The organism is Pararhizobium antarcticum (assembly GCF_001885585.1).
In the GTDB taxonomy this organism is placed as follows: Bacteria; Pseudomonadota; Alphaproteobacteria; order Rhizobiales; family Rhizobiaceae; genus Pararhizobium; species Pararhizobium antarcticum.
In genome coordinates this window covers 1-12,219 of sequence record NZ_LSRP01000132.1, presented here as the reverse complement: position 1 = coordinate 12,219, position 12,219 = coordinate 1, and the positions used below count along the sequence as shown (strand labels likewise).

The window sequence follows — 12,219 nt, the reverse complement described above, 5'->3', positions numbered from 1 at the left end:
CAGACCGCCGAAATCCAGATCCGCGTCGCACTGATGAACCGTTTCAACGCCCTCGGCACTGCCGAGATCGTTCGCGTAGCCGGACAAATACGGGGAAAGGGCCGGTCATGTCTCAAGCGAGAGTTACGCAACAACGCCCCTCAGAGGTCTCACGTTCCCCCGCCAAAACGAACGTCAGGCGACCGTGATCAAGCCGCGTTTTCTCCGGAAATACCGACTTGGTCGCGAAGCCACCTGTGCCCTTCATCTTGTTGGCTGCGTTCATGCCAGAGCATGCGGTAGCCGAAGCCCGGGATCTCAAAGGGGGCGGGGAACGTGGCGATCCGGCCGGTCTGGACCAATTGCCGTGCGGCGCGGGTCGGCAGGGTCAGCACCATGTCAGACGCCGCGATGATTGTGGCAGCGGTCGCAAAATAGGGGATATACAAACTGATCCTGCGCGACCGGCCGATCAGGGCAAGGGCCTCGTCAACGACACCGGTCCGCCCTCCGAACACAGCGATCAATGCCTGTGGCCAGTTCAGAAATGCATCCACCGTGACTGGTCCGTCCTGCAGGATGGAGTGATCATGTCGTACAAGGCAGGCGTAATCTTCGGTGTAGAGATTGCGGGCGCGCAGTCCGTCGGGCGCCGGGTCATCGGTGTAAAACACCAGATCGGTCTGGCCTTCACCCAACTGGCGCATTGCATCGGGGCCAAAGCCGAGCACCTCCAGCCCTATGCCGGGCGCAATGCGGGAGAGGTGCGCCATCAGCGCAGGCAGCACCGCAAGCGCACCGTAGTCTGTCGTGGTCAGCCGGAACACCCGTGTGCTGGTGGCGGGGTCGAATTCTGATGGGGAAAGAAACACCGTCAACTGTGCGATCACGCTTTCCAACGGGCCGCGCAACGCCATCGCACGTTCGGTCAGGATCATCCCCCCTGGCGCCCTGACCATCAAGGGATCACCCAGAACCGCCCGCAGCAGCGCGAGTTTCCGGCTGACGCCGGGCTGGCTCATGTTCAGACGCTCCGCCGTGCGCGTGGTGTTGCGGGTTTCATACAGGGATTGCAGCACCAGCAAGGTGTCCAGATCAAGCCCAGCGTAATTCATTATTTGCATGGCGACTATCCGAATGATTTATTTCCATGATGGTTCAGCAGAAGCGACAGTGCAAGCACGACAATCACCTTCAGCGAACGAGGCCACAAAGATGGTACTTCAGACCTTTCGCAGCGCCGCCCTTGCTGCTGCCCTGCTGCTTACGGCAAGTCAGGGCTTTGCCCAGACTGCCAACACCGAAACCGTCAAGCTGTTCTATCAGGCTTTCAGCCAGAACCAGCCTGAACTGCTGGACGGCGTGCTGGCCGAAAATTGGGAGGACGTTCCGCCGAACGAGGGCCAGGAGATCGGCCGCGACGCTTTCAAGCCCTTCGTGACCGGGTTCCACCAAATCTTTTCGGACCTGACCATCGTGAACGATGCCATCATCGACGCCGGTGAAACTGTCGTCGTGCGTTCGACGATTTCCGGCACGCAGGCAGGGACTTTCGCGGGATTCGAATCGAAGGGCAAACCTTTCTCGGTAATGGCGATCGACATCCATCAGTTTAAGGACGGGATGGTGGTCAAGACTTGGCACGTCGAAAGCTGGCTCGGCGGTTTGTTCCAGATGGGCGCGTTTGAATAGGTCAAGCCCGCCTTTTTCGGGACGACCATTTGGTTGAGCCCTGAAGATGCGCTGCAAAGCAACAGCGCACTCCCGGATGGGAGTGTGCTGTTTCGCGACCCCATCCACCAGTTGACCACCAACCACCGGAGCCTGACATGACACAATCTGAAAACGATCCCGCAACGCAGCCTCCGCTGGCCGATGGGATGACCGAGGCTGGGCAATCGACGCAAAACTGGGGCGAAACCGGGCGAATTGATACCGGCAGCTACACCGCCGCGCGCGTGTGGTTTGCCTCACAGGGCGATCAGGTGGTGGCCAATCTGTTCACGCCCAACACCCCCGGCCCGAAACCTGTAATTGTGGTGCTGGGCCCCGTAGGCAATGTCAAAGAGCAATCCGCCATGCAGTATGCCACCCGGCTTGCAAGGCTGGGGTTCGCGACACTGATCTTTGATCCGCGCACAATGGGCGAAAGTGCGGGCGCTCCCCGGCGGAACGAAAGCGGTGCGGGCAAGGTGCAGGATCTGGTCGCAGCGCTGGACTTCCTCTCTACCCGGGCGGAGGTGACTGCCGACCAGCTGTTCATCCTTGGCCTGTGTCAGGGCGTCAACTGGGCCATCGAGGCGGCGCTGATCGCCCCGGAGGCCCGCGCGGTGGCACTGGTCGCAGGGCATTATCTGACACCGGAGGTCAGCGCGATGTATCTTGGCGGGGCCGACCATGCCGAAGCGCGAATTGCCAAGGGCCGCGCTGCCGCTAGGAAATTCCACACAACGGGCGAGGTGGACTACATCTCGGTCGTGAGTGACAGCCTTGCAGCGCCCGAGCCGGACGCCCTGCTGACATTCGATGTGGCGCAAATGTACTACCGCCCTTGGGCCTTTCGCAATCGATTCCTGAACCATCGCGGCTTCTGGGAGAACCGGCTCACGGCGATGAGCGAGCAGGAGCTATGGTCGCAGCGCACTGATCTGGCCGTGACGCGCCTGCACACCCCGACCCTGATGATCCACGCCGATTTTGCGGCCAGCGGCCCGCAGGTGCCCCGGACCCTTTTCGATGCAATTCCGGCCACGCATAAGGAACTGGTCTGGCTCGGCAACCAGTCGCAATTTCAGTTCTACGAAGACCCGATCACCATCGACACCGCCGTCACACAGATTGCGCGCTTTCTGGACAGCGTCCAGCCATGACCATTGACCCGTTTTCCGCAATCCAGTCGGCCACACGAACCCATCGGCGCAGTCATGGCTGTGGAGCCTATACCTTTGAGGATGGGCCCGCCCTGACAAGTATGGCCGCTGCGTCAGGCGCGCGCCGTATTCTCGAACTCGGCACCGCCTTGGGTTACACAGCCTGCTGCCTTGCGGCAGGTCATCCCGAGGCAAGGGTGGATACCATCGAGGGCGACCCGGATCATGCTCGGCTCGCGCTCGAACAGATCGGTTCGGTGGGCCTGTCGGACAGGATCACGGTGCATCATGGCGATTTTGCAGCAGTCTTGCCGGCGCTTGCTGGAGGATATGGCCTCATCTTTTTTGACGGCTTTGCGCCGGACATAATCGTGCTCGAATGGCTCACTGAAGTTCTGGACCCAGGCGGGATGCTGGTTTGCGCCAATCTGGGGCTGGCAAGCAACCGCCGTCATCTGATGGCGCTGCTGGATGACACTGCGGTCTGGATGAAGGAAGACCCGATTGAAGGCGGCGCGACGGTCGTCCGCGTCAAACGCAGGTGATCGGAGCGAAATCGTTATGACCCCTTACGCTGAAGTGGAAAATAGGGACAAAAGTCGCTGCACCACAAATCTCCGCGCCGGGCTTGCGGTTTTTCTTTCGTGCCAGATAACATAGTATTTGAACGCGCGAGACCCGGCGATGGGGCGGATTGCAATGCCGTCGGTCACCTCGGTCTGGGCAAGTCTTTCCGGCAACGAAGCAACAAGCCCAAGTTCCGTGACGACACGGCGCAGTACGCCCATGTGGGGGGTGGTCAGTTTCAGTGGCCCGTCGGCCATTACTTTTTCGGGAATCATTGCGGTGGGCGAGGGATATGAGAATTCAGCCCGCGGAACCAACGCAAGTTCTTTCGGGGCGATCGGGCCTTTGCCCTGTGCCAGCGGATGTCCGCTGGGGATCAGTGCAACCCAATGGTCGTCGAACAGGTACTGGCGGACGAAATCATCGGGGGCCACGACATTGGCGTAAAGGGCAAGGTCGACTGCACCCTCTCGCATCGCCTCGAAGGTCGATGGGACCAGCGGCACAATATCGATGGAAATTCCGGGTGCAGTCCTTGCCAGATCACGCATCAGGGTGATCGCCACGACAAACACGGCATAGTCGGTGCCCGCCACCGTCAATCGGATACGGTCGGTGGCCGGATCAAAGCGGGAGGGCGCCAGAGTGCTCTCGATTGCGGCGATCAGGCGATCAAGCTCGGGCGCGATCTTGCTGGCATGGTCGGTGACCTTCAGCCCGGCACCCGACCGGACAAGGAGCGGATCGCCGATGATCTGACGCAGCGCCGCCAGTTTCCGGCTGGCGGTCGGCTGGCTGATTGATAGTTGCTGCGCCGCCGCCGAAAGATTGGGCTGCCGGACGAGCAAGGCAAGCAGGCGCAGACTGGTGACATCAACGCTGGACAACCGTTCGAAGTATTCATTTTCGTTGCTCATACTATGCACATCCATCTATTTTCGTTTGTTTGCAAGAGACATATCTGAGCGTCATGGAAATCAGGAGACACGATATGCGCCTTCTTACGACCGTGACCGCCATGACCCTTTGGGCATCCGCGGCGCTGGCTGAAACCGTAACCACACCGCCCTTCATCGAGGCGGTTCACCCGATGAACGGCGACGTTCTTGGCGTTGCTATCGGCCCCGGCGGGCCGGGCGTGGAATTTTCCTCGACAGAGACCAATGGCGGGCTCTATCGGCTTGGTCAGACAACCGTGCAGATCCCGATGTCCGACGGAAAAGGATTGCGCAACCCGACCGGCCTCACGGTGGCGGATGGGATGATCTATCTGGTCGACGGGAACGAGATTCTTGCAGTCACTGCCGAGGGCGACGTACTCTGGCGGGTTGCCGACGGGCGTGAAGGCGTATTCTTGTGGAATATCGAACTGGCTGCGGACGGTCGCTTGCTGGTCAGCGATTTCGGCAACGGGCGGTTTGTTTCGGTGAACCGGACTGATGGCGCGATCAGCGATTTTGCGCCCGGCCTTCATTTGCCCACTCTGGCCCGATTCACCGTAGCAGCCGATGCAATCTGGGCGATCACCTGGGGTTCGGACGCCGACTTTGACAGCACGCTTTACCGGGTAAGCCAGAATGGTTCTGAGTGGAAGGCCGACGCTGTGACAAGCGGCTTTGGCAATGCCGAGGCTGTGGCGCTTCAGGGCGAGAGCATTCTTGTCGGCGGGTACCGCGGCCATGAGACCGCGCCAGCGGCCAGGCTGATTAGGGTGGATCCTGCGACAGGGACGGTTGCAGGTCTGACAATGGGGGGCGATACCCAAGGGATCAGCGACATCATGATCGACGGCGACACGGTTTATCTGACCTTTCCACCCGACGCGAAATATTCCCGTTTCCCGACCGCTGACCTAAAGTAAACCCTGATGTGGAGGGCCCTGCGCGATCATCCCCATACGCTTTGGGGCCTTCTGACCCTTCCGGGGGTCGTCTTTTTGATCCTCTGGCTGGCCAGCGGGCATGGTGGCGCCGGGCGTTCGGCAACGGCCCTCCTGCTTCATCCAACCGGAGAACTGTCGGCCCGGCTGATGGTCGTGACGATGGCGATCTCTCCCATGCGACACGTCCTTCCCGGCTCGGATTTCTGGCGCTGGATGCGACGGCGGCGGCGATATTTCGGGGTTGCGGCCTTTGGCTATGCCCTGCTGCACACGGCGCTTTATCTGGCGGACATGGGCAGTCCGGGTGCGGTTATGTCCGAGGTGGCGCTGTCGGCAATCTGGACCGGATGGCTGGCCTTCCTCTTGTTGGTGCCGCTCGCACTGACGTCGAACGACGCTATGCTGTTCCGTTTGGGCAGGTATTGGCGACTTCTGCAAAGGCTGACCTATCCGGCCGCACTGGCCGTACTCGCGCATTGGCTGCTGATCCACGACGGTGCTGCTGCGGCACTGGTGCATTTCGGCCTGCTGGCAGCACTTCAAGTCTTGCGATTGCGTAACACCCTGAAACCAATGGAGACCTGAAATGACCCGTTCGATGATTGCCTTGATACTTCTCAGCCTGTCCACCACCGGCGCACACGCGACAGGCCGGTTTCATTGCGAAGCGACGGACCGCGCCGCCTGGCTTGGCGAAACGCAGGTGACCGAAAGGCTGACCGCCGCAGGCTGGCAGGTAAGCCACATGAAAGAAGATGGCGGCTGCTGGGAAGTGTATGGCACCGATCCGCAAAACCGGCGTGTCGAGGCCTATCTGCATCCCGTCAGCGGAGAGGTCCAGCTGGTGTCGCAGCGCGGCACCGTCGTCTTCGACATCCGCGACGCCAACGAATAACGCACTCCCCACCAGATCGCCGCTAACGACTGTTCACATAAACCCCGCAAAACAAGGATATCCAGCCGATGACTATTTCCAGACGCGACGCGTTGCTTGCGCTTTCGGTATCGCCGCTGGCGGCATGCCTCACCCTCCCGGCCCAGGCGCAGGAAGCCGGGGTCCCGCTGGCGGCTACCGGAGCAGCCGAGGACGGGCTGCCGACACAGGTCTGGGCTGCTGAACAGCGCCTGAAATGGTCCGGTTTTGCCGTTGAACGCGTGACGTTCGAAAGCCAGGGGGTGCAGGTTGTCGGAAATCTGTTTGTGCCCGAAGGGAAATCCAGTCTTCCGGCCGTGGTGGTTCTGGGGCCAGTCGGTTTTGTCAAGGAGCAGTCGCCGCTGCAATATGCCTCGCGGCTGGTGCGCGAAGGTTATGTGACGCTGATATTCGACCCAAGATTTCATGGCGAGAGCGGTGGCGAACCCCGTCGGTTCGAAAGCGGTGCCGAGAAAACCCGCGATCTGTCTGCCGCGATCGATTTTCTCGCTGCCCGACCCGAAGTCGATGCCCAACGCATTTCGCTGCTTGGCATCTGCCAAGCCGTAAACTGGGTCGTCGAAGCTGCGCTGGTGGATCCGCGGGTGAAGTCCGTAGCACTGGTGGCCGGACACTACCTGACGCCAGAACTGGCGGAAATGTATCTGGGCGGCCCGGCCAATGTCGAGGCGCGCATGGCGAAAAGCAAAGCGGCCGAGATACGATTTCGCGAGACCGGCAACGCCGACTACATTCACATCGTCAGCCCCTCGCTTGACCAGCCCGATCCCGATGCACTGCTAAGGGCTCCGCATATCCAGATGTTTTATATCCGCTGGGCCGACCGCAACCCGGACCTCGCGCATCGCGGACTTTGGGAAAACCGGCTTACTGCAATGAGCGAGCATCTGATCTGGGGGCACCGGGTTGATCTTGCCCTGCCAGGGGTTCAGACGCCAACCTTGATGATCCACGCGCAAAACGCCGCGAGCGGTCCGGAATTGCCGCAACTGTTGTTCGACACCATCCCGGCCGCGCGCAAGAAGTTCGTTTCGCTGGGTGAGCAGAGCCAACTGCAATTCTACGAGGACCCGATCACCATCGATCAGGCCATCCCCCATATCGCAGAATTCTTTGCCTGACAGCGGACAGATCAAACCTTCCTGGCGAACTTCGCCCTCGGGCATGGCGTGCCCGAGGCTCGCCTCCAAACGCGTCATGGTCATGAATGCCATGCAATCCTGAACCTGCTTCTGAACAGAATAAAAGGAGACCATCATGAACAACCAACCAGAACCGAACCGCCGACAGACCCTGCAGATGCTGTTGATCGCGGGCGGTGTGGGAAGCACCATAATTGCGTCGGGCGGTATTGGCGCGGCTGTGGCACAGAGCGCAACAGATACCCAAGCCGATCTTGCGTCGCGGATGAAGTCTGAAGCCTTGAAATATCTGGCGTCGCTCGATCCTGCCAAGGCACAGCGGTCCTCGTTTCCCTTTGGCGGCGAAGAACGCACGCGTTGGCATTGGACAATGACGTCAACTTTTCCGCGCAATGGTGTGACATTGGGCGAGTTGGACGCATCCCAGTACCAGGCAGCCATGGACTTGCTGGCCGCAAGTCTGTCTTCGCGCGGCTTTGACAAAGTGCAAGACATCATGCGGTTGCAGGCACTCCTGCCTACCGGGGCCGCCGATCCGCTTGCATACCACGTTTCGGTCTTTGGCGATCCGAACGATGTGCAATGGGGCTGGCGCCTTGAAGGACACCACTTGTCGCATCACTTCACCGTCGTCGACGGTAAGGTGTCGATGACGCCGTTCTTTCATGGATCATGGCCAACCACGACCCAGACAGGCTTTCGGGCGATGCCCCGCGAAGAGGATGCAGCCCGCGAGTTGGTGCTGTCCCTGACGCCGGCGCTTCGCAATAGAGTCGTCTTTCAGGAAAATTCACTGAGGCACGTGACGCAGAATGACATATCGGTCAGCGCGTTGCCGGTCGTTGGCCTCCGGTTCTCGGAATTGGGCAATGACCAACGGGCTTTGGCGGCCGAGATCGTGGCCACCTATCTGGCGGCCCTGCCGACAGCGATCGCCATTGAAAAGCAGGCCCGATTCGATGCGTCCGCAAGCGATGCGCTCAGTTTCGGCTGGGCAGGCTCGCACACGCCCAATCAGTCGCATTACTATCGCATCCAAAGCGAAACGTTCCTGCTGGAGTTCGATAATTCACTGAACGAGGGCACGCACATACACAGCGTCTGGCGCGACTTTGGCGGCGACTTCGGAACGGATCATTTGAAGACATGAAACCGGGGAGTTTGATGCCACGGCTCAATGGTGCGATCCTTTCGAAGAAACGGAAGGAAGCATTATTGTCAAATTGCTTGCGGGCAAGAATACGCACCGGTTCACTCTCGGCACCCTCCGAGCCACTCAGGCCCAGGTTTCAAGTGCAGCACGCACGGCCCGCAGGGCACAGGATGTTGCGATGGACAAACGATCAAGCACCTCAACGGCGAGGAACGTGGCGTGATTTCGTCGGAGCATCGGCGCAGAGCGAGCCTTGGGGCGATCGGCTCGTTGCCGGGGTGCCGCGCCTCGACGATCGGGCGGGAACTGCGGCGCGGCCGTCCGGAAGTAGACCCCGCCCAGCCGTATTGCGCGCAGCTTGGCGGGGGCCGATATCGGGCGCGCCGCAAGCGGTACGGACGACATCGCAAGATGGCCTTTGGCGGTTGGCTTCAGGACTTTGTGCAGAGCAAGTTGATCCACAATCGCTGGTCTCCGGGGCAGATTGTGGCCGAGCGCAAGACCCGCTTTCTCATCTTCAGCAAAATGCACGGCTGCACTGTCGACGCGGCTTGGAGGGGTTTACCCGCCAGATGAAACGCCTGCCCCCCCTGCTGCGCCGGTTCATGACTTACGACCGTGGCAGCGGGATGGCCTGCCATCCGGAACTGGCGCGACGGCTGAAGACCGGCATCTGGTTTTGCGATTCGCACACCCGCTGGCCGCGCGCCAGCAACGAGAGCACCAACGGACAGATCGCGCCATTTCTTCACCAAAGGCACCGACCTTGGGCACCATCAGCCCGAACGAACTGAACGATGCCGCCCGCCTGATGAACCAGCGCCCCTGCAAGACCCTCGGATGGAAAACACCCGAAGAAGCCATGGCCGAAGAACCCGCGGCCTCCCGATCAAACGTTGCACTTGAAACTTGAATTCAAGCATCCCCGCCCAAGAACGATTCAGCAGCAAGCGCCGTTTCTCGCCCATCTCTGACCAGCAATCAAACAAATCAGCGGTCCGTCTGTCACGCAATGTCATCATGCCAAAGTAAAGCCGGTTCAACGACCAAAATGAATCGACTTTTTACCGCTCCGTCAACTTTCGGGCATGCTCACTTTTGTTTGGCGAAACGGCCATATTATAATGGAGAATGCCCTTGCCCCTTGTCAACTCCCGGACCCGCTTCGGCACTGTCGCGCGCAGTCTGCACTGGTTGACGGCACTGCTGATCCTGACCGCCATCCCGCTTGGTCTATATGCCAACAGCCTGCCCTATGCCACTTCGGACGCGCTTGCCACAAAGGCGCAGGTGTTCTCGCTGCACAAGACGCTGGGTGTGGCCGCGTTTTTCGTGGCGCTGGTGCGGATCCTCTGGGCATTGACCCAACCCCGCCCGGTGCCATTGCACCCCGATCGTCGGGTCGAAACGGCGGTGGCAGATCTTGTCCATTGGATATTGTACATCTCGCTTTTGGCCGTTCCGTTGTCGGGTTGGGTGCACCACGCCGCAACCACCGGCTTTGCACCGATCCTTTGGCCATTCGGCCAGAACCTGCCCCTTGTCCCGAAAATCCCGGCGGTCGAACATGTCGCGGCCACGGCACATTGGCTTTTCACCAAGCTGCTGATTGCCGCGATCCTGCTGCACATCGCGGGCGCACTGAAACACCACCTGATCGACCGCGACGCGACGCTGCGACGAATGATTTCGGGTGTTGTCGCCCCCGGTATACCGCAAGCCCCCCGCCATGGTGCCGCCCCAATGCTGGCGGCCCTTGCTATCTATGCGGCGGGCTCAGGCCTTGCCTTTGCTCTGACGCGGGCCGAGCCCGAACCAATTGAAACCGCCACCCCTGCGGTGACGACCGGCAATTGGCAGGTCACCGAAGGCACCCTGTCCCTCGGCGTCCGCCAGATAGGGGCAGATGTGCAAGGCAGCTTTGCCACCTGGTCCGCCGACATCACGTTTGACGACACGACTGGTATGGGCAACGTCACCGTTTTCATCGACATCGCGACCCTGACACTGGGGTCCGTCGGCGATCAGGCGAAGGGTGCCGAGTTCCTCGACGCTGCGACCCACCCCACCGCGACCTTTACCGCCGCGATCCGGCCCGAAGGTTCAACCTTCATCGCGGAAGGCACCCTCGCCCTGCGCGGCATGTCGCAATCCCTGGCCATGCCCTTCTCGCTGACGATCGAAGGCGATACTGCCCTTATGGAAGGCAGCACGTCCATTGACCGCCGCACCTTTGGCATCGGAGCAAAGTACCCCGATGAAGCGACCGTCGGGTTTGCCGCCGATGTCACCGTCGGTCTGACGGCAAAGCGGACGAACTGACCCCAGCTTTCATCGTGGCCAAAATGTCCCAAGGCGGGCCAAGGGGGGTGCACCCGCCCCCCCGGCCCCCGGTTGAAGTAAAAGCGAAAGGCCGTCCGCACCGCAGACGGCCTATTTCTCTTGCGCAGAAATGGATTACTCGGCCTTCATCGCCTCGACCGAGATCTGCAACGTCACGTTGTCGCTTACGTAGGGGGCGTACATGCCCAGACCGTAGTCCGACCGTACCAGCGTGGTGGTTGCCGAGAAACCGGCCCAGGGCTTGGCGGCCATTGGATGGTCACCCATCGCATTGAGCACGGCATCCAGAACCACCGGCTTGGTCACCCCGTTCAGCGTCAGATCCCCAGTAATCTTTGCCGTATTCTCGCCCGTCATCTCCACGGCGGTCGACGTAAAGGTGACCATTTCGTCATCGGCCGCACCAAAGAACTCGGGCGCCATGAAATGATCGAACCGCTCTTGCCAGCCCGTCAACATCGATTTGACCGGGAACGACACGCTGACCGACGACGCGGCCCGGTCGCCGGCGTCCAGCATGATCTCTCCGGCGAAGCCCGAAAACATGCCGTAACTGGTTGAAAAGCCGAGGTGATCATAGCTGAAAACGATCTGGCTATGGCTGGAATCCAGCACGTACTTTTCGGGTGCAGCCAATGCGGGTGCGGCCAGCAAGGCGGCGACGGCGGTTAGGGACGCAAGACGGATCATGGTGTCATCCTGTACAGGTGTGTGAGGCGCAAATCGCGTCTCCTGATTTTCGTGACAGTCAGATATGCACTTACAAACGAACGAAAATAGATAGATTTGAATAGTATGACTATCAAAAATGCATACCTTGAGCGGCTCTCCAGCGTGGACGTGGCCAGCCCCCCCTGTGTCAAGGAAGTTGTCCGCTGCTCTACTTTTCCTCTATTTCTCAGGTGGGCGGGATAGGACGATGACGTGGGATATTCACCGGAACGAAAAGTGGCTGTGCTGAAGCGTGTGCTGCCGCCAAACGCGATGGCCAATCGCGCCATGTGCCACCCGTGTAGCGTTCCTGCAACGTTCACCGCTGGAGCACTTCGATGCCGTAGGTTTTCCATCAACCTTAAAGGGCTCACCCACATCGCAGTTTTCGCGCTTTTGTTGACCTATTGTTGACCCGTCGTTCGGACATGCAAAAAGCCCCGCGTGATGCGGGGCGTAAAGCATTGTAGTTATTGTGTTTTTTGGTTGCGGGGACAGGATTTGAACCTGTGACCTTCAGGTTATGAGCCTGACGAGCTACCGGGCTGCTCCACCCCGCGTTATTTTTATGTTCGAATGCAAGAAGGCCGCTGACGCGGCCTTTATGTTGGCTTTTGGCCTTATATGTATTGAGAAGA

13 protein-coding genes and 1 tRNA gene are annotated in these 12,219 nt (G+C 60.1%); 10 read left to right on the top strand and 4 right to left on the bottom strand.

The window, feature by feature from the left end; translation table 11 throughout:
- Positions 1-188 precede the first annotated feature (188 nt).
- Positions 189-1,094, bottom strand: coding sequence for a LysR family transcriptional regulator (locus AX760_RS23395; protein ID WP_342587520.1), 906 nt, complete (start codon positions 1,092-1,094; stop codon positions 189-191).
- A 22-nt stretch (positions 1,095-1,116) separates the two neighbouring features.
- On the opposite strand from AX760_RS23395, the gene AX760_RS23390 reads away from it, so the two are divergent.
- The 3 genes from AX760_RS23390 to AX760_RS23380 all read left to right on the top strand — a co-directional run bounded on the left by AX760_RS23390 (position 1,117) and on the right by AX760_RS23380 (position 3,394).
- Positions 1,117-1,671 (top strand): ester cyclase, encoded by a 555-nt coding sequence (locus tag AX760_RS23390; protein ID WP_175552124.1) that lies wholly within the window; start codon positions 1,117-1,119, stop codon positions 1,669-1,671.
- A 137-nt stretch (positions 1,672-1,808) separates the two neighbouring features.
- Entirely contained in the window at positions 1,809-2,849 is a 1,041-nt protein-coding gene (locus AX760_RS23385; RefSeq protein WP_071835425.1) for an alpha/beta hydrolase, read from the top strand.
- Positions 2,846-3,394 (top strand): O-methyltransferase, encoded by a 549-nt coding sequence (locus tag AX760_RS23380; protein ID WP_083531311.1) that lies wholly within the window; start codon positions 2,846-2,848, stop codon positions 3,392-3,394. Before AX760_RS23385 ends, AX760_RS23380 begins: the two co-directional genes overlap by 4 nt.
- Positions 3,395-3,418: 24 nt before the next feature.
- Here AX760_RS23380 and AX760_RS23375 read toward each other — a convergent pair whose 3' ends face one another.
- Positions 3,419-4,348, bottom strand: a complete 930-nt coding sequence (locus AX760_RS23375) for a LysR family transcriptional regulator (RefSeq protein WP_083531310.1) — start codon at positions 4,346-4,348, stop codon at positions 3,419-3,421.
- Positions 4,349-4,407: 59 nt separating this feature from the next.
- On the opposite strand from AX760_RS23375, the gene AX760_RS23370 reads away from it, so the two are divergent.
- The 7 genes from AX760_RS23370 to AX760_RS23345 all read left to right on the top strand — a co-directional run bounded on the left by AX760_RS23370 (position 4,408) and on the right by AX760_RS23345 (position 10,849).
- Complete coding sequence (locus tag AX760_RS23370; RefSeq protein ID WP_071835422.1) at positions 4,408-5,277, top strand: NHL repeat-containing protein; 870 nt, start codon at positions 4,408-4,410, stop codon at positions 5,275-5,277.
- 6 nt (positions 5,278-5,283) lie between these two features.
- Positions 5,284-5,883 carry a ferric reductase-like transmembrane domain-containing protein gene (locus AX760_RS23365; RefSeq protein ID WP_071835421.1) on the top strand — a complete coding sequence of 200 codons (600 nt, stop codon included), beginning with the start codon at positions 5,284-5,286 and terminating at the stop codon, positions 5,881-5,883.
- A 1-nt stretch (position 5,884) separates the two neighbouring features.
- The gene (locus AX760_RS23360; RefSeq protein ID WP_071835420.1) at positions 5,885-6,193 is read left to right on the top strand and encodes a PepSY domain-containing protein; all 309 of its coding nucleotides are present in this window, start codon (positions 5,885-5,887) and stop codon (positions 6,191-6,193) included.
- A 68-nt stretch (positions 6,194-6,261) separates the two neighbouring features.
- Positions 6,262-7,353, top strand: a complete 1,092-nt coding sequence (locus AX760_RS23355) for an alpha/beta hydrolase (protein WP_071835419.1) — start codon at positions 6,262-6,264, stop codon at positions 7,351-7,353.
- A gap of 136 nt (positions 7,354-7,489) precedes the next feature.
- Entirely contained in the window at positions 7,490-8,524 is a 1,035-nt protein-coding gene (locus tag AX760_RS23350; protein ID WP_071835418.1) for a DUF3500 domain-containing protein, read from the top strand.
- Positions 8,525-9,293: 769 nt separating this feature from the next.
- Complete coding sequence (locus AX760_RS27530) at positions 9,294-9,440, top strand: hypothetical protein (protein WP_210187388.1); 147 nt, start codon at positions 9,294-9,296, stop codon at positions 9,438-9,440.
- A 224-nt stretch (positions 9,441-9,664) separates the two neighbouring features.
- Positions 9,665-10,849, top strand: a complete 1,185-nt coding sequence (locus tag AX760_RS23345) for a cytochrome b/b6 domain-containing protein (protein ID WP_071835417.1) — start codon at positions 9,665-9,667, stop codon at positions 10,847-10,849.
- Between the two features lie 135 nt (positions 10,850-10,984).
- On the opposite strand, the gene AX760_RS23340 is transcribed toward AX760_RS23345, so the two are convergent.
- Positions 10,985-11,560 (bottom strand): YceI family protein, encoded by a 576-nt coding sequence (locus AX760_RS23340; RefSeq protein ID WP_071835416.1) that lies wholly within the window; start codon positions 11,558-11,560, stop codon positions 10,985-10,987.
- A gap of 504 nt (positions 11,561-12,064) precedes the next feature.
- Positions 12,065-12,141: transfer RNA gene (locus AX760_RS23335), tRNA-Met, on the bottom strand.
- Positions 12,142-12,219 lie beyond the last annotated feature (78 nt).

Bases quoted from the DNA above. Each gene is read 5' to 3' on its own strand.
- AX760_RS23395 (WP_342587520.1), bottom strand. From the start codon at position 1,094: ATGAATTACGCTGGGCTTGATCTGGACACCTTGCTGGTGCTGCAATCC.
- AX760_RS23390 (WP_175552124.1), top strand. From the start codon at position 1,117: ATGATTTATTTCCATGATGGTTCAGCAGAAGCGACAGTGCAAGCACGA.
- AX760_RS23385 (WP_071835425.1), top strand. From the start codon at position 1,809: ATGACACAATCTGAAAACGATCCCGCAACGCAGCCTCCGCTGGCCGAT.
- AX760_RS23380 (WP_083531311.1), top strand. From the start codon at position 2,846: ATGACCATTGACCCGTTTTCCGCAATCCAGTCGGCCACACGAACCCAT.
- AX760_RS23375 (WP_083531310.1), bottom strand. From the start codon at position 4,348: ATGGATGTGCATAGTATGAGCAACGAAAATGAATACTTCGAACGGTTG.
- AX760_RS23370 (WP_071835422.1), top strand. From the start codon at position 4,408: ATGCGCCTTCTTACGACCGTGACCGCCATGACCCTTTGGGCATCCGCG.
- AX760_RS23365 (WP_071835421.1), top strand. From the start codon at position 5,284: ATGTGGAGGGCCCTGCGCGATCATCCCCATACGCTTTGGGGCCTTCTG.
- AX760_RS23360 (WP_071835420.1), top strand. From the start codon at position 5,885: ATGACCCGTTCGATGATTGCCTTGATACTTCTCAGCCTGTCCACCACC.
- AX760_RS23355 (WP_071835419.1), top strand. From the start codon at position 6,262: ATGACTATTTCCAGACGCGACGCGTTGCTTGCGCTTTCGGTATCGCCG.
- AX760_RS23350 (WP_071835418.1), top strand. From the start codon at position 7,490: ATGAACAACCAACCAGAACCGAACCGCCGACAGACCCTGCAGATGCTG.
- AX760_RS23340 (WP_071835416.1), bottom strand. From the start codon at position 11,560: ATGATCCGTCTTGCGTCCCTAACCGCCGTCGCCGCCTTGCTGGCCGCA.